The sequence below is a fragment of the Jatrophihabitans sp. genome, assembly GCF_036389215.1.
In the GTDB taxonomy this organism is placed as follows: Bacteria; Actinomycetota; Actinomycetes; order Mycobacteriales; family Jatrophihabitantaceae; genus Jatrophihabitans_A.
The window spans coordinates 1-18,740 of the sequence record NZ_DASVQG010000248.1; the positions used below are offsets into that span (position 1 = coordinate 1).

The 18,740-nt window shown below is 69.2% G+C and carries 22 protein-coding genes and 1 pseudogene; 16 read left to right on the forward strand and 7 right to left on the reverse strand.

Translation table 11 applies throughout. From position 1 onward, the window contains the following. Positions 1-696: pseudogene (locus VF542_RS13915) on the reverse strand (hypothetical protein); the annotation flags it as partial. Further along, the gene (locus VF542_RS13920) at positions 693-1,193 is read right to left on the reverse strand and encodes a SigE family RNA polymerase sigma factor (protein WP_408652302.1); all 501 of its coding nucleotides are present in this window, start codon (positions 1,191-1,193) and stop codon (positions 693-695) included. The gene VF542_RS13920 and the pseudogene VF542_RS13915, both read right to left, overlap by 4 nt. 172 nt (positions 1,194-1,365) lie before the next feature. Here VF542_RS13920 and VF542_RS13925 point away from each other — a divergent pair, with 172 nt between their 5' ends. The 3 genes from VF542_RS13925 (at position 1,366) to VF542_RS13935 (ending at position 3,735) form a co-directional block, all read left to right on the forward strand. Continuing rightward, a complete protein-coding gene (locus VF542_RS13925) occupies positions 1,366-2,100 on the forward strand; it encodes a Type 1 glutamine amidotransferase-like domain-containing protein (RefSeq protein WP_408652303.1) in 735 nt (244 codons plus the stop codon). 92 nt (positions 2,101-2,192) lie between these two features. Next, a complete protein-coding gene (locus VF542_RS13930) occupies positions 2,193-3,125 on the forward strand; it encodes a phosphoribosylaminoimidazolesuccinocarboxamide synthase (protein ID WP_408652304.1) in 933 nt (310 codons plus the stop codon). 43 nt (positions 3,126-3,168) lie between these two features. Beyond that, positions 3,169-3,735 (forward strand): GNAT family N-acetyltransferase, encoded by a 567-nt coding sequence (locus tag VF542_RS13935; protein WP_408652305.1) that lies wholly within the window; start codon positions 3,169-3,171, stop codon positions 3,733-3,735. A gap of 56 nt (positions 3,736-3,791) precedes the next feature. On the opposite strand, the gene VF542_RS13940 is transcribed toward VF542_RS13935, so the two are convergent. Further along, positions 3,792-4,307 carry an adenylate kinase gene (locus VF542_RS13940; protein WP_408652306.1) on the reverse strand — a complete coding sequence of 172 codons (516 nt, stop codon included), beginning with the start codon at positions 4,305-4,307 and terminating at the stop codon, positions 3,792-3,794. A 130-nt stretch (positions 4,308-4,437) separates the two neighbouring features. On the opposite strand from VF542_RS13940, the gene purS reads away from it, so the two are divergent. The 6 genes from purS (at position 4,438) to VF542_RS13970 (ending at position 9,300) form a co-directional block, all read left to right on the forward strand. Then, positions 4,438-4,668 (forward strand): phosphoribosylformylglycinamidine synthase subunit PurS, encoded by a 231-nt coding sequence (gene purS / locus VF542_RS13945; RefSeq protein WP_408652307.1) that lies wholly within the window; start codon positions 4,438-4,440, stop codon positions 4,666-4,668. A gap of 63 nt (positions 4,669-4,731) precedes the next feature. Beyond that, positions 4,732-5,409, forward strand: a complete 678-nt coding sequence (purQ, locus tag VF542_RS13950) for a phosphoribosylformylglycinamidine synthase subunit PurQ (RefSeq protein WP_408652308.1) — start codon at positions 4,732-4,734, stop codon at positions 5,407-5,409. Continuing rightward, on the forward strand, positions 5,406-7,781 hold the full coding sequence (locus VF542_RS13955; RefSeq protein WP_408652309.1) for a phosphoribosylformylglycinamidine synthase subunit PurL: 2,376 nt from the start codon (positions 5,406-5,408) through the stop codon (positions 7,779-7,781). The genes purQ and VF542_RS13955 overlap by 4 nt, the downstream gene beginning before the upstream one ends. A gap of 1 nt (position 7,782) precedes the next feature. After that, entirely contained in the window at positions 7,783-8,547 is a 765-nt protein-coding gene (locus VF542_RS13960; protein ID WP_408652310.1) for a maleylpyruvate isomerase family mycothiol-dependent enzyme, read from the forward strand. Between the two features lie 211 nt (positions 8,548-8,758). Then, positions 8,759-8,971, forward strand: a complete 213-nt coding sequence (locus tag VF542_RS13965) for an antitoxin MazE family protein (RefSeq protein ID WP_408652311.1) — start codon at positions 8,759-8,761, stop codon at positions 8,969-8,971. Further along, complete coding sequence (locus tag VF542_RS13970) at positions 8,968-9,300, forward strand: type II toxin-antitoxin system PemK/MazF family toxin (RefSeq protein ID WP_408652312.1); 333 nt, start codon at positions 8,968-8,970, stop codon at positions 9,298-9,300. Before VF542_RS13965 ends, VF542_RS13970 begins: the two co-directional genes overlap by 4 nt. A gap of 52 nt (positions 9,301-9,352) precedes the next feature. Here the strand turns inward: VF542_RS13970 and VF542_RS13975 are convergent, their stop codons facing one another. The 3 genes from VF542_RS13975 to VF542_RS13985 all read right to left on the reverse strand — a co-directional run bounded on the left by VF542_RS13975 (position 9,353) and on the right by VF542_RS13985 (position 11,650). Further along, positions 9,353-9,727, reverse strand: a complete 375-nt coding sequence (locus VF542_RS13975) for a GNAT family N-acetyltransferase (protein ID WP_408652342.1) — start codon at positions 9,725-9,727, stop codon at positions 9,353-9,355. 146 nt (positions 9,728-9,873) lie between these two features. After that, positions 9,874-10,266 (reverse strand): hypothetical protein, encoded by a 393-nt coding sequence (locus tag VF542_RS13980; RefSeq protein ID WP_408652313.1) that lies wholly within the window; start codon positions 10,264-10,266, stop codon positions 9,874-9,876. Positions 10,267-10,384: 118 nt separating this feature from the next. Next, the gene (locus tag VF542_RS13985; RefSeq protein ID WP_408652314.1) at positions 10,385-11,650 is read right to left on the reverse strand and encodes a hypothetical protein; all 1,266 of its coding nucleotides are present in this window, start codon (positions 11,648-11,650) and stop codon (positions 10,385-10,387) included. A 253-nt stretch (positions 11,651-11,903) separates the two neighbouring features. Here VF542_RS13985 and VF542_RS13990 point away from each other — a divergent pair, with 253 nt between their 5' ends. The 5 genes from VF542_RS13990 to purM all read left to right on the forward strand — a co-directional run bounded on the left by VF542_RS13990 (position 11,904) and on the right by purM (position 17,349). Continuing rightward, positions 11,904-12,572, forward strand: coding sequence for a hypothetical protein (locus VF542_RS13990; protein ID WP_408652315.1), 669 nt, complete (start codon positions 11,904-11,906; stop codon positions 12,570-12,572). Next, positions 12,572-13,933: a hypothetical protein gene (locus tag VF542_RS13995; RefSeq protein ID WP_408652316.1), complete on the forward strand. Its 1,362-nt coding sequence runs from the start codon at positions 12,572-12,574 to the stop codon at positions 13,931-13,933. Before VF542_RS13990 ends, VF542_RS13995 begins: the two co-directional genes overlap by 1 nt. 38 nt (positions 13,934-13,971) lie before the next feature. Beyond that, the gene (locus VF542_RS14000) at positions 13,972-14,523 is read left to right on the forward strand and encodes an MOSC domain-containing protein (RefSeq protein WP_408652317.1); all 552 of its coding nucleotides are present in this window, start codon (positions 13,972-13,974) and stop codon (positions 14,521-14,523) included. Between the two features lie 88 nt (positions 14,524-14,611). Then, positions 14,612-16,219 carry an amidophosphoribosyltransferase gene (purF, locus tag VF542_RS14005; protein WP_408652318.1) on the forward strand — a complete coding sequence of 536 codons (1,608 nt, stop codon included), beginning with the start codon at positions 14,612-14,614 and terminating at the stop codon, positions 16,217-16,219. Next, positions 16,216-17,349, forward strand: a complete 1,134-nt coding sequence (gene purM / locus VF542_RS14010; protein ID WP_408652319.1) for a phosphoribosylformylglycinamidine cyclo-ligase — start codon at positions 16,216-16,218, stop codon at positions 17,347-17,349. The genes purF and purM overlap by 4 nt, the downstream gene beginning before the upstream one ends. Before the next feature lie 60 nt (positions 17,350-17,409). Here purM and VF542_RS14015 read toward each other — a convergent pair whose 3' ends face one another. Then, positions 17,410-17,577, reverse strand: coding sequence for a DUF3073 family protein (locus VF542_RS14015; RefSeq protein ID WP_408652320.1), 168 nt, complete (start codon positions 17,575-17,577; stop codon positions 17,410-17,412). 407 nt (positions 17,578-17,984) lie between these two features. On the opposite strand from VF542_RS14015, the gene VF542_RS14020 reads away from it, so the two are divergent. Together VF542_RS14020 and VF542_RS14025 are read left to right on the forward strand one after the other, a co-directional pair. Continuing rightward, entirely contained in the window at positions 17,985-18,197 is a 213-nt protein-coding gene (locus tag VF542_RS14020; protein WP_311422163.1) for a BldC family transcriptional regulator, read from the forward strand. A 159-nt stretch (positions 18,198-18,356) separates the two neighbouring features. Then, complete coding sequence (locus VF542_RS14025) at positions 18,357-18,725, forward strand: VOC family protein (protein WP_408652321.1); 369 nt, start codon at positions 18,357-18,359, stop codon at positions 18,723-18,725. Positions 18,726-18,740: the final 15 nt, after the last annotated feature.

Sequence of the window (18,740 nt, forward strand, 5' to 3'; positions counted from 1 at the left end):
CGCGAGCCGCAGCTTGCCGGCCGCCGTGAACGATCGGGTCTTTCCGGTGGAGAGATCGAGCCGGATCACCTCGCTCGCCTTGTCGCCCTGTCGGATCAGCAGGGCCGTCCGGACGTCGGTCGACCAGTCCGCCAGCTGCAACGTGAAATTGCCTTTCAGGATCGTGATCAGGTACCGGCCGCCGATCGGGTTGACCAGAAACACCGATTGCGGCCGGACCGGGAGCAGATCCGGCTCCTTCGCCATGGTCGCGGCGATCCACAGGGCGACCGTCCAGCCGGCGTCGACCTGGTTCCACGGGATCGTCGAGCGGTCGGCCTGCTGGTTCGCGCCCAGCAACGCCGGCGCGCTTGAGTTGCCCGGCCGGGGCGTGCCGTCGTTCCTGGTGGCCGAGACGGCGGTCACCCCCACTGCGACCGCGACTACTGCCGCCGCGGCCAGCAGCGGCGCGAACCAGCGGCTGTGTCGGCCCGGGCTGGCGCCATGGTCGGTGTCGAGTGGCGTCACGTCGTCACCGAGGTCGGTCTCGGCGGAGATCCGCACACCGGTTCCCGAGTCTCCGACGGGGTCCCAGCCCGTCCCGTCCTCGGTCAGCAGCTGTCGCCGAGGTGCCAGCTGGTTGAGTCGCTCGGCGGTGACCTGCTCGGCCTTGGCGTCGAACGCCGCGCGGAGCCGGTCTTCGGTCTGGCTGTTCATCGCACGTCCCCCAGGATCGATTCGAGCTTGTCCATGCCGCGGCTGGCGTTGGACTTCACCGCCCCGCGCGAGATGCTCAGCGCTTCGGCGATCTCGGTCTCGGACAGGTTTGCCCAGTACCTCAGGGCGAGTACCTCGCGCTGGCGTGGCGGCAGCTGCCGGACGGCGGCCAGCACCTGCTGGTGCGCGGCTGTCAGCAGAAGTTCGCTGTCGGCCGGTTCGGCGAACTCCTGCCGGGCCAGCCGCAGGTGCCGGCGGGCGGTCTGGCGCTTGCGCAGCACCGACCGGGCGTTGTTGACGGCGGCGGTGCGCAGGTAGCCCAGCGCGGCGTCGGGGTCACGCAGCCGGTACCGGTTCTGGTGCAGCGCGGCGAACGCCTCCTGCACCACGTCCTCCGCGGTGCCGATGTCATCGACGAGCAGCACCACCATCCGCACCAGCGGCAACCGATGGGCGGTGTACAAGCCGGTGAAGTCGAGCTCGGTCGTGTGCGTCACTGAGCCTGTCCGTCCTGGCCGGTTGGTCTGGCCGACTCCGCTTGCGAAGTATGTACGGCTGTCAGACGCGATGCACCGCTGAAGGTTGCACGGCAGTGCGATGAAACCTGCATCGTTATCCGGGTGTGACAGGATGCCGGTCGTGCGAGAGTGCACTCAGGAAGGGCGGAACATGAGAGCTCTCCTCACCTCGGCCGGGATCAGGAACAGCAGCATCCGCGACGCGCTGGTTGAGCTGCTGGGCAAACCGATCGCCGAGTGCAACGCCCTGTTCATCCCCACCGCCATCTATCCCTTCCCCGGCGGGGCGTACGGGGCATGGCGAGCACTCTGCGGTGAAGCCTCATCGCTATTGGCTGGGTTGGGTTGGAAGTCCTTGGGAATCCTTGAGCTGACGGCGCTGCCGAGCATCTCCGAAGGTGCTTGGGTGCCCACGGTCCGCGACGCCGACGCGCTGCTGGTATGGGGCGGCGACCCGCTCTTCCTCGCCAACTGGATGCGGCGCTCCGGTGTGACCGACCTACTGCCGACGCTGCGCTCGGAGGCGGTCTACGTGGGGGTGAGCGCGGGCAGCATCGCTGCTACCTCCACCTTCGTCGAGACCTACCACGAACCGCCCCGCGGCAGCGATGGACCGCTGAAGTCCGAGGACATCGTCTTCACCACGCCCCACGGTGACCTCGCCCGGATCCTGGTCACCGGGCAGGGAGCGGGACTCGTCGACTTCGCGGTGATCCCGCACCTGGAGCATCCCGAGCACCCCGACGCTTCATTGGCCAACGCGCAGCGGTGGGCGGCACGGATTCCTGCGCCGACGTACGCGATCGACGATGAGACCGCCATCAGGGTGGTCGACGGCGCCGCCCAGGTCGTCTCCGAGGGGCAGTGGAAACTGTTCCAGCCCTGACGGGACCAGGCAGCGGACGGGGCCTCGGCTACTAGGCGGCTAGGCGGCTACTAGGCAAGCCATCGTTATCCGGGGTGTGACAGGATCGCCCCGTGCCCACGACTCCGGCCACCGAGCAGCCCGGCCATCAGGCTGACAGCGGGTTCACCCACCTGCACTCGGGCAAGGTGCGCGACCTGTACGCCACCGACACCGGGCACCTGATCATGGTGGCCAGCGACCGGATCTCCGCCTTCGACCACGTGCTGCCCACCGCAATTCCGGACAAGGGCCGGATCCTGACGGCCATGTCGGTCTGGTGGTTCGGCCAGCTGGCCGATCTGGTCGACAACCACCTGATCAGCTGCGACGACGAGCTGATCCCGGACGCCTGGCGCGGCCGCGCGATGCTGTGCACCAAGCTGGACATGATCGCGGTGGAGGCGGTGGTCCGCGGTTACCTGACCGGTGGTGGCCTGCTGGACTACCAGGCGACCGGGTCGGTCTGCGGCATCGCGCTGCCGGCGGGGCTGGTGGACGGCGACCGGTTGCCCGAGCCGATCTTCACCCCGGCCGCCAAGGCCGCGGTCGGCGAGCACGACGAGAACATCAGCTTCTCCGCCGTGGTCGAGCAGGTCGGCGCCAGGACCGCCGGCCGGCTGCGCGATCTCAGCCTTGCCATCTACGCCAGGGCGCGCGACCTCGCGTCGGCCCGCGGCATCCTGCTCGCCGACACCAAGTTCGAGTTCGGGCTGCACTCCTGCACCGGTGAGCTGATGCTGGGCGACGAGGTGCTGACTCCGGACTCGTCGCGGTTCTGGCCGGCCGATCAGTGGCAGCCCGGCCGGCGGCAACCCAGCTACGACAAGCAGTACGTCCGGGATTGGCTGACCTCGCCGGCTTCCGGCTGGGACCGGCACTCCGACCGGCCGCCGCCACCGCTGCCCGAGGAGGTGGTCGCCGCCACCCGGCAGCGATATTTGGATGCGTACGAGCGGCTCACCGGGTTACGGTTCGCCGACTGGTTGGCGCCGGCTCGGATCTGACGGCCCCGCACACCCGCGGCAAGCGGCCCGCCAGCTGAGACGGATGGGATGCATCGCGATGCTGGTCGGCAAGCTGGTCAGGCTTCGGGCCTTCACCGAGGCAGATATCCCGAGGTTGACCGAGTTCAAGAACGACGTCGAGTTCGAGTTGCTCGGCGGCGGTGATCCGCCTCGGCCCCGGTCGCATGAGGTGGTGCGCAAGTTCTTCGAAGAGCAGGCCAACAACAAGGAGAGCCCGAACTTCGCGATCGAGGCCGACGGCGTGTTCATCGGGGACTGCGGGCTGCACCACGTCGACCGGCGCAACGGCACCGCCGCGGTCGGCATCGGCATCGGCGACCGTGCCTATTGGGGCCGTGGCTACGGCCGGGAGGCGCTGACCCTGCTCGTCGACTACGGCTTTCGGATGCAGAACTTCCGCAAGCTCTGGCTGGACGTGCACCACAGCAACGAGCGGGCGCTGCGCTGCTACCGCGCGGTCGGGTTCGTCGAGGAGGGACGCCAGCGGGAGCACACCTGGTCCGGCGGCCGGTACGAGGACACCATCCTGATGGGCCTGTTCCGGGCGGACTTCCAAGCGGCCTTCCAAGCCCCCGCGGGCCCAGCCTGAGCGGTGCGGCGTGAGCGGTGCGGCGGAAGCGGTGCGGCGGAAGCGGTGCGGCCGGGTCAGGCTGGGCCCACCGAAGCCAGCCAGCGCCGGACCTCGGCCGGTGACCGGAACCGGAGCACGGTCAGCTCCGGGCGCTGCTCGATCGCGGCCAGCACCCTGGCCCGGGCGTGCTCGTGGTGCGACCACGCCCAGCGGACCGGGTGCCCGGGATCGAGCCAGTTCCGGAATCCCTCGGTGTTGTCGTTGAAGGTCCGCTCGCGGAGCAGGGCTCGCCGCAACGAGCGGCGCAGCACCCGATGCATCACGCTGCGGCGCGGAAAGTCCAGCCAGATCAGGGTGTCCGCGCGCGCCAGCAGCAGCGGCCGGGCCTCGTCGTACTGCCACTCCGACACCCAGCGGTTGCCGGCCACCACCGCCCGGACGTCGTCGAGGAACTCCGGCCGCGGTACCCAGCGGGGGCCGTGGAACAGCGAGTCGAGTTCGGTGTAGGGCAGCTGGTGGCGGCGGCCGAGCTCCGCGGCGAGCGTCGACTTGCCTGCCCCGGATGAGCCTGCGATCAGGACGCGCTGCACGGACGCCGAGGCTACGGCAGGACCGCTGCACTAGGCTGGCGCCCAGCTGAGGAACCTGGGCGGCCCGAGGAACTTGGCCGCTGAGGAACACTGGCGGCCGAGGACGCAGCGGAGGAACAAGGAGCGAGCAATGGCCCGCGTGGTAGTCGACGTCGTGATGAAGCCCGAGATCCTGGACCCGCAGGGCCAGGCCATCCTCGGTGCTCTCACCCGGCTGGGTATCGAGGGCGTCAACTCGGTCCGCCAGGGCAAGCACTTCGAACTCGACGTCGACGACGACCTCGACGACGCCACCGTGACCAAGCTCGCCGACACGCTGCTGGCCAACCCGGTGATCGAGGACTTCACCATTTCCCGCTGACCCCTGACTCGCTGACCGCTGCGCCCGGCGGGGCCTTCCGGCGGCAGCCGGTAGCCTGTGGGCGTGAGCGTGCGTGTCGGAGTAGTGACCTTTCCCGGAAGCCTTGACGATCGCGACGCCGTGCGGGCGATCCGGCTGGCCGGAGCCGAGCCGGTGCCCCTCTGGCACGGCGAGAAGTGGCTCTCGGACGTCGCCGCGGTGGTGCTGCCGGGTGGCTTCTCCTACGGCGACTACCTGCGCTGCGGTGCGATCGCCCGGTTCTCGCCGGCGATGGAATCGGTCATCGACGGCGCTCGCAACGGCCTGCCGGTGCTCGGGATCTGCAACGGCTTCCAGGTGCTGTGCGAGGCGCACCTGCTGCCCGGCGCGCTGATCCGCAACGCCGAGCGCCGGTTCGTCTGCCGGGACCAGCGAATCCGGATCGCCAACGCCGGCACCGCCTGGACGGCCGACTATGCCGACGGCCAGGAGCTGGTGATCCCGATCAAGAACATCGACGGCGGTTACGTGGCCGCCGAGCGGGTGCTGGACGAACTCGAGGGTGAGGGCCGGGTGGTGGCCAGGTACCTCGGGGCCAACCCGAACGGCTCGTACCGCGACATCGCCGGCATCTGCAACTCCGCCGGCAACGTGGTCGGCCTGATGCCGCATCCCGAACACGCGATCGACCCGCTGACCGGGCCGAGCGCCGATGGGCTGGGCTTCTTCAGCTCCGTCCTGACCAGCCTGGTCAGCGCGTGACGGCCACCCGGCGGCGGACCCCGCTGGACACCGTGCAGGCCGCCGAGTCCTCCGCCGATCAGCCGCAGCCGTACGCCGAGCTGGGCCTGGCGCGCGATGAGTATGCCCGGATCAGGGAGATCCTGGGCCGCCGGCCGACCAGCTCGGAGCTGGCGATGTACTCGGTGATGTGGTCCGAGCACTGCTCCTACAAGTCGTCCAAGGTGCACCTGAAGCAGTTCGGCGACAAGGTCCCGGCCGAGGCCGAGAAGATCCTGCTGGTCGGGATGGGGGAGAACGCCGGCGTCGTCGACGTCGGCAACGGCCAGGCGGTGACGTTCAAGATCGAGTCGCACAACCACCCGTCCTACGTCGAACCGCACCAGGGCGCGGCCACCGGGGTGGGCGGCATCGTCCGCGACATCCTGACCATGGGCGCGCGGCCGATCGCGGTGCTGGACTCGCTCCGGTTCGGCGCGGCCGATGCTCCGGACACGGCCCGGGTGCTGCCGGGCGTCGTATCGGGAATCGGCGGTTACGGGAACTGCCTGGGGCTGCCGAACATCGGCGGCGAGCTGGTGTTCGACTCCAGTTACCTGGCCAACCCGCTCGTCAACGCGCTCTGTGTCGGGGTGCTGCCGGCGGACGGGATCAAGCTGGCGAAGGCGGAGGGGCCGGGCAGCCTGGTGGTGCTGTTCGGCGCCCGGACCGGTGGCGACGGCATCGGCGGCGCGTCCGTGCTGGCGTCGGCCAGCTTCGAGCGCGAGGGGGGCAGCGAGGCGAGCATCGCAGCGAGCGCCAGCGAGCGAGGAGCGGAGCCGAGCGCGGAGGCGAGCCGACGCCGTAGTGGGCCGAGCAAGCGGCCGGCGGTGCAGGTCGGGGACCCGTTCGCCGAGAAGGTGCTGATCGAGTGCTGCCTGGAGATCTTCGCCGCCGACCTGGTCACCGGCATCCAGGACCTGGGCGCCGCGGGGCTGTCGTGCGCGACCACCGAGCTTGCCGCGGCCGGCACCGGCGGCATGCACATCGACCTGGACCTGGCGCCGCTGCGCGATGAGACGCTGACGCCCGAAGAGATCCTGATGAGCGAGTCCCAGGAACGGATGATGGCGGTGGTGACGCCGGAGAACCTGGAGGCGTTCCTCGCCGTCTGCGCCAAGTGGGACGTCACCGCCACCGTGCTCGGCACCGTGACCGACGGCGACCGGCTGGTGATGCGCTGGCACGGCGAGACGATCGTCGACGTCCCGCCGCGCACCCTGGCCCACGAGGGACCGGTCTACCGGCGGCCGGTCCGGCGCCCGTACGACCAGGACGCGCTCAACGGCGAGCACGGCAACGGGCTGCCGCGACCCCGGACCGGCGAGCAGCTGCGGGCCACCGCGGTCAAGCTGATCTCCTCACCCAACCTGGCCGACAAGTCCTGGGTCACCGACCAGTACGACCGGTACGTGCAGGGCAACACGGTGCTGGCCCAGCCGGAGGACGCCGGCATGGTCCGGCTGCCCGGGCCGGACGGCACGGACAGCAATGTCGGCATCGCCGTCTCGGTGGACGGAAACGGCCGGTACTGCCGGCTCGATCCGTACGCCGGCGCGCAACTGGCACTGGCCGAGGCCTACCGCAACGTCGCCGTCACCGGCGCCCGGCCACTGGCCGTCACGAACTGCCTGAACTTCGGCTCGCCCGAGGATCCGGCGGTGATGTGGCAGTTCGCCGAGGCGGTCCGCGGGCTGGCCGACGGCTGCCAGCAGCTGGGCATCCCGGTGACCGGCGGCAACGTCAGCTTCTACAACCAGACCGGCAACACCGCGATCCTGCCGACGCCGGTGGTCGGGGTGCTCGGGGTGATCGACGACGTGACCCGCCGGACGCCGATGGTGCTGCGCGGCGACGGCGCCCGGCTGTACCTGCTGGGCGATACCCGGGACGAGTTCGGCGGCTCGGAGTGGGCCCATGTCGCGCACGGCTTCCTCGGTGGCCGGCCGCCGGCGGTCGACCTGCGGCGGGAGAAGCTGCTGGCCGACGTGCTGATCGACGCCTCCCGGGACGGCCTGCTCGACGCCGCCCACGACCTTTCCGACGGTGGGCTGTTCGTGGCGGTGGCCGAGGCCTGCCTGCGCGGTCATTCGGGCATCCGGCTGATCGTGCCGGACGGGATGGACCCGTTCGTGTTCCTGTTCTCCGAGTCGGCCGGCCGGGCGATCGTGGCGGTGCCGCGCTCGGCGGAGGACCGGTTCACCGGCCTGTGCACCGCCCGGGAGCTGCCGGCCCAGCAGATCGGCGTGCTGGACATCCTCGAGTCCGCCGTCGAGGTGCAGGGGCAGTTCCGGCTGCCGATGGCCGAACTCCGGGTGGCCTGGGCCTCGACGCTGCCGGCGCTGTTCGGCTGAGATGCCCGCCGAGCCGACCCGGCCGCTGTTCACCCAGGCCGCGCTGATCCGCAACTGGCTGGCGGAGCTGCCCCACGAGGCGTTCGGCCGGCCCAGCGTGCTGCCCGGCTGGGACGTCCGGCTGCTGACCGGGCACGTGGTGATGGTGTTCCGCGGGCTGCAGCGAGCGCTTGACCAGCCGACCGACGGCGCACCGCTGGCGCTGCACGACTACGTCGCGCGCTACCGGCCCGACGCCGAGCTGATCGACGCGGCGACTGCCGAACTTGCCGCCGGCCAGACGCCGGGTGACCTGCTCACCGAGCTGGACCTGGCCCTCAGCGACCTGCGATCCCGGCTGGCGGAGCCGTTGCCGAAGGTGGTTCTTGCGCCGCGGGGACCGATCGGCGGCGCGGACTACCTGACCACCCGGATCTTCGAGGTGCTGGCTCATTCGGATGACCTGAGCCGGTCGCTGCCGGACCGGGAGCCGATCGCGCTGGATCGCTCGGCGCTCGGGGCGGGGGTGCGCAGCCTGGCCGGCATGCTGGCGGCGAAGTATCCCGGCCGGTCGGTGGAGGTGCGGGTGCCGCCGGCCGTGGCCGTGCAGTGCATAGCCGGGCCCCGGCATACCCGCGGGACGCCGCCGAACGTGGTGGAGACCGATCCGGTGACGTTCCTGCGGTTGGCCACCGGTCGTTTGGACTGGCACCAGGCCTTGGCCGCCGGTCAGGTCCGGGCCAGCGGCAACCGGGCAGACCTCAGGGCTCAGTTGCCCCTGCTGTGATACAACCCGAAACTTTGCGCGATCCTGTCCGACCCGAGGCCATGCGGCAGCTGGCTGCGTCCGGGTCCGAGATCGCGCAGGTCTCGGCGGGTCCGAAGAGCTCCTCACGAGGCGATGCGGCGACGTCTCACCCGGAGCGACGGCGATGACAGGACTGCATTGCCCTCGGACAACTGCTAGCGTTACATGTAACAAGCGGAGGTGAGCGCTAGTGGCTGGTACGACGACTCGCGCCCGGGTGCGGGCCTACCGCGCCCGGTTGCGCTCGCAAGGTCTACGTCCGATCCAGATCTGGGTTCCTGACGTGACCGCTCCAGGGTTCGCCGAGGAGGCGCACCGGCAGTCCCGTGCCGTCGCCGCCAGTCTGGAGGCTGGATCAGATCAGGCGTTCGTCGACTCGGTGTCTGACTGGCCGGAGGAGTGAGACGGGGCGAGATCTGGACGGTCGCCGGTGGTGGTGACTACGCGGGCAAACCGCGGCCGGCTCTCATCCTTCAGGACGATCACTTCGACACCGACTCGGTGACCGTGTGTCTCTTCACCTCCGACCCGACCGACGCTCCGCTGATTCGACTGGAGATAGCGCCGTCGGCCACCAACGGCTTGGATGCCACAAGCCGTCTCATGGTCGACAAGATCACGACCGTTCACCGTCGGAAATTGGGGAGCAAGGTAGGCGTTCTCGATGATGCCGACCTGCTTCGCGTCAACCGCGGCATCATGGTGTTCCTCGGCATCGCCGGTACGTCCTAGCGCCGCCTGCACGAACCGTCAATGCTCGCAAGCCGGTCCGCCAACGCACCTCTCAGGGACCGCCACTGGTCGAGGTCCCCTCGTGTCGAATGACGCAATGACGACGGTCTAGACGGGCCGCCGGAAATCGGTGACGTCCGGAGCGGCGTCGAAGCCGGCTGCGGCGTAGGTGGCGACGCCTCCCTTGTTCGAGGTGGGGTGGCGACGGTCGCACTCGAGAACCCATATCCCGGAGGGCGGCAGCGGCCGCGAGGGTGATCGACCTGCCGTACCCGCCGCCGCGGTGGTCCTGGTGCACCCCCACGGGCTCGAGCAGGCCAGGCCTGCCGGGCCCCGCGGACCACACCGTGGCGGCCGCCACGGCGACGCCCTCGTCGTCGTACCCGACGGGGCACCTTGCCTGCCGGTAGGTGATCCCCGCAGCCATCGTGTGCACCGGTCGACCGTGAAGGTCGAGCTTGCGAAAGCGGCGCGTTGGACCGCCACCCGGTCTTCCACGTGCGATGGCCCGACGGTCTCGACTCGCAGGGAGCAGGCCTTCACGGGATGTCTGAGGTCACGGTGGAGCGGCGTCTACGGCCCGTCCGGCAGCCATCCGTGAGCGTCCAGCAGCGATCGCAACGCCTGCCCGAAGCGGGCCTCGACGGCACTTCCGGCAGGTAGCACCCCAGTGGAGGAGTCCTCCAGGTCACGTACGAGCACCCGAGCGACATCCTCGTCCTCGTTGACGGACGGCGCGAGGGCCATCCGGATGACGCCGTGATCCACGAGTCCAATTGCGACGATCTCCTCGTCCCGGCTCCAGACACGCAGGGAATCGGCTAGAGCGTCGGCGCCGAACCGCCACTGCCACCCGAGATCGCCTGGGTGCAACTGGACCGGTAGGCCGTCGCGCTGCCAGGAAGCCAGCGCCATGACGACTGGTTCCAGCCCGTTCGCGGTCGGTGTCTGGACAGTCATCTGCATGCCCGGACCCAGTCACAGGCATCTGCTGCGTCGCAGCCGTATTTTCGCCGCCTTGGGCAGCATGGTTGCCCTCGGGCCAGCGGCAACCGGACGGTCCTCAGCGCCCAGCCCCCCTGCTCTAGGTTCCCGCGGAGGTGACTGCCTGCTCGGCCTCCTTGCGGAACTTCTCGGCGCGCCGGGCCTGCCGGCGGGCGATCTGCCAGACCCCGCCGAGCAGCAGCACCACCCCGGCCGCGTATGCGCCGCTCAAGCCGAGGACCTCCTGGTACCTCGGCGCACGGACGGCAAGTATGCCCACGGCGCCGTACAACACCGCTACTCCCAGGGCGATGAGCCATGAGCGCAGCGCCCGGTTGCCGGAGGTCTTCATCGGGGGCAGTTCGGCCGCGAACTTACCCAGCAAGCCCTCCGCTACCCTCCGGCGCTCCTGCTCCACAGCTGTGGTGCGCCAGGGCAGCGCCAGGCCCAGCGCTAGCCAGGCGGCGAGCGGTGCGGCGATCGCAAGTGGCATGCGTATGCGTTCTGGCACGGACGGCAGCAGGATGAGTTCGGGCGCCACCAGGGAAGTGAGCACTGCATAGAGACGGTTCCACCACGGCGCAGGGATACGCCAGCGACGTGCTGGGTAAGCGGTGTCGAGCACCGTCGGCGGCGCGTTCCGCTGGGTGCCTACCAGTTGCAGCATGGAGTAGCCGAACAGCACCGCCGCAAGGATGGCGCGCGCTGTCAGGTTGAGCGTCAGGGGACTGCCGGACTGCTGCCGGCCGGCGGCCAGCAGGATCAGGACCATCGACAGCACGAAGGACAGCAGCGCGAACGAGAGCACAGCGACCGCCTCGTTGCTCCGCTGGTACTTGAACTCCGTCCGGACGGCGAGGTTGTGGGTCTCCCGGATCAGCGAGTCGTTGCGCTCGCGTTTCAGGTCGGCCGTGTCCTGTTGCCACTTCAGGTACCACTGTGGCAAGGCGGTGCGGGAGATCTCGTTGAAGTAGATCTGCCCCGACTCCACCTCCGTGACATATCGGATGGTCGGCGCTATCGGCTTCGCACCGCCCGGAAATACCAGTGGTGTGGTCAGGCTGGCGATGAGCATGATCACCGTGATGGACACTCCGACAAGGAACCCGGCCAGGCAGATGAGCCCGAGCGGCAGTGCGAAGCGGCCGTCGACGAGGTAGCGAGCAGCCAGCGGATCGCCACCGTGCAAACCGGCCAGTGCCAGGGTGGCGGCGGTGAGGAAGGCCACGGCGGTTAGCAGCCGGTTGATCTTGTCGTCCTGGTGTTTGGTCGCGTCGAGCACTTCCTTGTAGCTGAACTCCAGCAACTTGAAGCGTTCGTCCAGCTCGTGTTCAACCGGATCAGGCTCGACCGTGCCGGCAGGCACGTGACATCCGCAGGCGGGTCCGGCGAGTCGCCTCATCAAGGACCGCAAGATCTGGCGCACGCCACGGTGGCTCGCCGAGCTGGGCGACCTGGCGGCTGCGGGCTGTGTCACCCCGGCAGGCTATCGACTCGTGCCGGCGCGCACGGCTCATTGTCGCGGATCCGCCGCAGACTGTCGTAGGTTGGCTGGATAATCGCTCCAACGATGGCTAGGAACCGTGAGGGGCAAGATGGCGGCTGGTACAGGCCACGGAGTGGGCGCACTTCTGGAGGATGCCAGCAGGCGTTGGGCGGACATGCCCGCCGAGTCGGCTGGCGAGGCCTCCGAACTCGCCGAGACGCTGCTGGCGACCCTGGCCACGGTGCTCGGGGACCGTCGCGACGCCTACTACATCAGCACCCCGATCACCACCGGACCGGAATTCGTCGAGTGGTGGAGCCGTGAGGGCAAAGCGTTGGGCAAGGGCGGTCCAGCGTACGAAGTGCAGCTCGGACAGGTCGTACGGCGCAACATCGAGGCGGTGCGGCCGCTCGTCGCTCGGGTTGAGCGCACCTTCAACCACCCGGTCATCGACCCGACTCGGCTGGGCGCCATCCCCGGATGGCAGCAGCCGGACTACCACCGGTTCTGGGTTCGGGTGATCGACCGATTCGTTCAGACAGTCGTACTGGCGGATGGGTGGTCTTACAGTTCCGGGTGCGCGCTCGAATTCGCCGCCGCAGTCACGGGCGGCCGGTCGGTGCTTGACGCAACACTGCAACCGCTGAGCTCGCAGGTGGGCCTCCGCCTGCTGGAGGACGCGGCGGGTGAACTCGACGCTGCCGGCCTCAGCTCGGCTTGCCAACGAGACGCCCTCGAGCAAATCAGCAGGGCGCATTCGCGGAGCCGGCCTGGCTACGCGGGCTCCAGAGATGCCTCGTGATGGCAGATTTGAAGGATGACCGGCTGGATCGGCTTGCGGAGAAGGGCAATGTCGCTCAGTTCGTGAGTTTCGGCCCGGGTGCGCAGCCCCGGCTGCGCCACCACCGCATCGTCACCGACCCGAGCCTGGATCCGGCGCAGCCCGCGGCGGCCGTCGAGGCGCTGCTCGCGGCCAGCGTTTCCGGCAGCATCAACGTCCGCAGCTTCCGCCCGGACCAGGACAAGGGCTGCCCGTTCCATTACGGCCTCCGAAGCGCGCAGGACGCGGTCTCGCTGGTGCGCTCGCTGGCCGCGGACGGCTATCTCACCATCGTCAACGAAACCGTCGACGTCAGCGACGGCGGAATCTCCGGCGTCGCGCTGGGCGGCATCCTGGAGTTCGCGCCGGACGACACCCCGCGGGCCGTGGAGAAGGAGGGGGTCGCCTCACTTCCACAGGAACTCGGCCGGCGGCTGCTGGAGACGGTATACGGATTCGCACCTGACCTCCCGGATGCGAAGGGCGACCGGCTCGAGTTCTCCATCCATCCGACCCGGGTGGGCTACCGCCGTTCGCACACGCTCTGGTGGGAGATCGAACCCGTGGCAACAACCGGCGACCTGTCCCCCCGGCTAGACTGGCCAAACAGGTTCAGCAGGCACATCGGCGACAAGGCGTACGGCCTGCTGATGGCATACCTGGCCGGCTTGCCGGTGCCGAGGACGACGGTGATCTCCCGGCGGGTGGCGCCGTTCAGCTTCGGTGAGCCGACCTCGACGGCCGAGACCTGGCTGCGTACCTGCCCGACCGAACAGGCGCCCGGTCGGTACACCACGCTCGCCCATTGGAGCGACCCCTACGCCCTCTTGGCGAAGGAGGATCCGCACGGGGACGCGATCGCCTCGGTGCTGGCCCAGCAGGGCGTCGAGCCCGTCTGGTCCGGCGCCACCATGGCCAGTGCCGACCGTGATGACTTCATCCAGGGTGTGCCTGGTCGAGGCGACACCTTCATGCTTGGCGAGCAGGCACCGGCGGCCCTGCCGGATGCGGTGCTCGCCGATGTGCGCGGGCTCACGGCGACCGCCCGGAAGCTACTGGGGCCGGTCCGGCTGGAATGGGTGCATGACGGCGGCCGGGCCTGGGTGGTTCAGCTGCATATCGCCCGGCAGTTCTTCTCCGCCGCCGATGTCGTCAGCGCTGGCGAGGCGGAGACCTGGCTCGATTTCACCGTCTCTGACGGCCTGGAACATTTGCGGGCGCTGATTGTGCGAGCGCATGAGCAAGGCGCCGGAATTCGAATTCACGGAGCGGTAGGGCTGACCAGTCATGTCGGCGACCTCCTGCGGCGTGCGGGCGTCCCTGGCCGCTTGGTCGGGCACTAGCACAAGGGCAGCCCTTTCCCGGGTGGCAGGATGGCTGGGTGAGCAGCGAGCGGCCGGTGGTGGTGGCGGTGAGCGCACACGCCCGGCACCGCTTCAGCAAGACCCCCGCCGAGCGGATCGAGCTGATAGCCGGCCATGGCGTACAGGGTGACGCGCACGCCGGCGCGACCGTCAAGCACCGGTCCCGCAGGCGCTGGACCCCGTCCGCGCCGAACCTGCGCCAGGTCCACCTGATCGCCACCGAGCTGCTCGACGAACTGGCCACCCAGGGCTTCGACGTCACACCAGGCCAGCTGGGCGAGAACATCACCACCCGCGGCCTCGACCTGCTCAACCTGCCCACCGGCACCCGATTGAAGCTGGGAGCGCAAGCCGAGATAGAGGTCACCGGCCTGCGCAACCCCTGCGTCCAGATCGACCGGTTCCAGCCCGGCCTGCTCAAACAGGTGCTCGACCACGACGAAGCGGGCCGGCTGATCCGCAAGGCCGGCATCATGAGCGTCGTGGTACACGGCGGCCCTGTGAAACCGGGCGACCCGATAGCGCTGGAGCTGCCCGCCGAGCCGCACCAAGCCCTCCAACCGGTCTGACGCGGCAAGTGCCATAACCGGCAAACAGTCACGGCGTTGCACAACGCCAGGTGCGCGCGCACCCGCAGTCACCCCCTAGACTGGGCCCGTGGCGCGCGGAGACGGCAGGCTTACCCAGGACCTCGACCCCCACGACCAAGGACCGCAGGACCAGTGCGGCGTGTTCGGCGTCTGGGCACCCGGTGAAGAAGTCGCCAAGCTGGCGTACTTCGGCATGTACGCCCTGCAGCACCGGGGCCAGGAGGCCGCCGGCATCGCGGTGAGCGACGGGTCCTCGATCCTGGTCTACAAGGATCTCGGCCTGGTCTCCCAGGTCTTCGACGAGGCGACCCTGGCAACCCTCAAGGGCCACATCGCCCTCGGCCACACCCGCTACTCCACCACCGGCTCGTCCACCTGGGAGAACGCCCAGCCGGTGTTCCGGACCACCGCCGCCGGCACCGGCATCGCGCTGGCGCACAACGGCAACCTGGTCAACACCGCAGCGCTGCACGAGGCCGCCAGCGGCAACGGCGGCCGCAACCGCGGATCGCAGCTGTCGGCAAGCTCGGACTCCGACCTGATGACCGAGCTGCTCGCGGGCCGCCCGGACGTCTCGGTCGAAGAGGCCGCGATGCAGGTGCTGCCCACCATCAAGGGCGCCTTCTCGCTGGTCTTCATGGACGAGCACACCCTCTACGCCGCCCGCGACCCGCAGGGCGTCCGGCCGCTGTCGCTCGGCCGGCTCGAGCGGGGCTGGGTGGTCGCCAGCGAGTCCGCCGCCCTGGACATCGTCGGCGCCTCCTTCGTCCGCGAGGTCGAGCCCGGTGAGCTGATCGCGATCGATGAGGACGGCCTGCGCTCGCAGCGCTTCGCCAACCCCGACCCCAAGGGCTGCGTCTTCGAATACGTCTACCTGGCCCGGCCCGACACCACCATCGGCGGCCGTTCGGTGCACTCGACCCGGCTGGAGATCGGCCGCCGGCTGGCCAAGGAGCATCCGGTCGAAGCCGACCTGGTGATGCCCACCCCGGAATCGGGCACCCCCGCGGCGATCGGCTACGCCGAGGCATCGGGCATTCCGTACGGCACCGGCCTGGTCAAGAACGCCTACGTCGGCCGGACCTTCATCCAGCCGTCGCAGACCATCCGGCAGCTCGGCATCCGGTTGAAGCTCAACCCGCTGCGTGACGTCATCCGCGGCAAGCGGCTGGTGGTGGTGGACGACTCGATCGTGCGGGGCAACACCCAGCGCGCGGTGGTACGGATGCTGCGGGAGGCCGGCGCGGTCGAGGTGCACGTCCGGATCGCCTCGCCGCCGATCAAGTGGCCCTGCTTCTACGGCATCGATTTCGCGACCCGGGCAGAGCTGATCGCCAGCGGCTTGGACGTCGCCGGCATCCGCGCCTCGCTGGGCGCCGACTCGCTGGGCTACCTGTCCCTCGATGGCCTGATCGCCGCCAGCGACCAGCCCAAGACCCGGTTGTGCCGGGCCTGCTTCGACGGTGAGTACCCGATTCCGCTGCCCCAGGTGGTCGGCAAGCACGTGCTGGAAGGGATCGGCCGGGCGGTGAACGGCACTGGAGCAGTGAACGGCGCTGGAGCAGTGAACGGCACTGGGGCAGTCAACGGCACTGGGGCAGCCAACGGCGCGGCGGCGCTCGAGCCTGAGCGGGCCGACGGCTACACCGCCGCCGAGGCGTTGCGGCTGACGTGAGCGAGCCGAGCGCCCACTCCGCGACCGAGACCCACTCCGCGACCGAACCCACCGCGACGACCCTCTCCTATGCCGGCGCGGGCGTCGACATCGAGGCCGGTGACCGCGCCGTCGAGCTGATGAAGGCCTCGGTCTCCAGAACCACCCGCCCCGAGGTAATGGGCGGCCTCGGCGGCTTCGCCGGGCTCTTCCGGCTCGACCTCACCCGCTACCCGCGCCCGGTTCTGGCGACCTCGACCGACGGGGTGGGCACCAAGCTGGTGCTGGCCCAGCAACTGGATCGGCACGACACCATCGGCATCGACCTGGTCGCCATGGTGATCGACGACCTGGTGGTGGTCGGCGCCGAACCGCTGTTCCTCACCGACTACATCGCCACCGGCAAGGTGATCCCGGAGAAGATAGCCCAGATCGTGGCCGGCATCGCCGAGGGCTGCGTCCAGGCCGGCTGCGCGCTGGTCGGCGGCGAGACGGCCGAGCATCCGGGGGTGATGGGCCCCGAGGACTACGACATCTCCGGCGCCGGCACCGGTGTGGTCAACGCCGACGCGGTGCTGGGCGCCGACCGGGTGCTGGCCGGCGATGTGCTGATCGCGATCGGGTCCTCGGGAGTGCACTCCAACGGCTACTCCCTCGTCCGGCAGGTGCTGGCCAGCAGCGGTCTGGCGCTGTCCGACACGCCCGGGGAACTCGCCGGCCGAACACTGGGCGAGGAGCTTTTGACGCCCACCAGGATCTATGCCCAGGACTGCCTGCAGCTGATCGCCGACGGTGGGCTGGCGGGCGTGCACGCCTTCTCCCACATCACCGGCGGTGGCCTGGCCGGCAACCTGCACCGGGTGCTGCCGCCGGGCCTGCAGGCGCACGTCGACCGTGCCAGCTGGTCGCCGCTGCCGATCTTCCAGCTGCTCGCCCGCGCCGGCGGCATCGACCGTGCCCACTTGGAGCCGGCGTTCAACCTCGGGGTGGGCATGGTTGCGGTGGTGTCGGCAGGGTATGCCGAAGCGGCGCTGCAGCTGTTGACCAGCCGGGGGCTGACAGCCTGGCGGCTGGGCGAGGTCGGCCTGATCAGTGGCGCTGACAGTCCCGGGGTACAGCTGAGCGGCAACTACGCGACCAGCGGCTTCTAGACGGCCGAGTCCTGCAGGTACGAGCGGTTGCAGGCAAGCGCGCCGGGAGCCGTACTGGGCCTAGCGGGGACGGCCCACCCAGCTCTGTTCGTCCTCGAGATCGTCGTCGGCGTATGGATCGCCGTCCGAGTCGGTCTCGGTATAGCCGGGCTCGGCCGGATGGCCGAGTTCCCGCTGGAGGGCTGTGAAGTCAGTGCTCTGGGAGTTGTACTTGAGCTCCCGGGCCACTTTTTGCTGCTTTGCCTTAGCACGGCCGCGCCCCATGGCTCGACCCCCTCGCTCGCACGGTCATCCGGGCGGAGTCGCTAGGGAAGTCCGCGCCGGGAATGAGTATCAATTCGTAGGTCCGAGAGTACATCGCGGATCCGCCGCGCCGCACACCACCTGGAAGGCTGATCTGAGCTTGTTGACCCGGTCGCGGCCACGTCCTCGGCGATCGCGCTAACAGGGTGTGTCTCTGTGATCACCAAGTGTGTAAGAAATACAGCGAAATCCCGGTTCGATACCAAATTGTAATGTTGAGAGGCAAAACTCACAGCGTGCAGACAAGAAGTTGCATCGGAAACTGGTGCATACTTCCTAGGACGTCGCAACGGGATGCGCGTTATAAATATCCAGGAAGGGGGCGAGGGTCAATGACCAATCCTCGTCAACGTACAGAGTCTGAGCCACTACTGACTCCGTCAGAGGTGGCGACGCTTTTCCGAGTGGACCCCAAAACGGTTACTCGATGGGCGAAGGCTGGCAAGCTTACCTCGATTCGCACGCTTGGCGGCCACCGTCGCTACCGTGAGTCGGAAGTTCGCTCGCTACTCGAGGGCAACACCAATACCCCTGCCGAGGTGTAACCGCACCAACGCATGGCCGAACGCCGCAGCTCCCGCCGGGACTGCGGCGTTCGTCATGTCCGGACCGGCGTTCGTCATGTCCGGACCTGGCGGTACGGTCGAGCGCCTCAGGCGCGCGCACCAGGCACGCCGCACCGCATCGAAGGTTGGAAAGCAGCCATGTTCGACACGACAAGGGCATTCAGCGGCTTCTCGGTGAACGACGTCGAGGCCGCCGCGAAGTTCTACGGCCAGACCCTGCAGATCCCGTTCACCGAGGAGAACGGGATGCTCACGCTGCACCTCGGCCCGGACAAGAACATCCTGGTCTACCCCAAGGGCGACGACCACGTCCCTGCCGAGTACACGATGCTGAACTTCGACGTCGACGACATCGAATCGGCTGTGGCCGAACTCACGTCCCGCGGCATCACGTTCGAGACCTACGAGGGCGTGGACGACCGGGGCATCTTCCGGCTCGTCGGGCCGCCGATCGCCTGGTTCAAGGACCCGGCCGGCAATGTCCTCTCGGTGATCCAGAACAGCTGACCTCGCATCGACTGG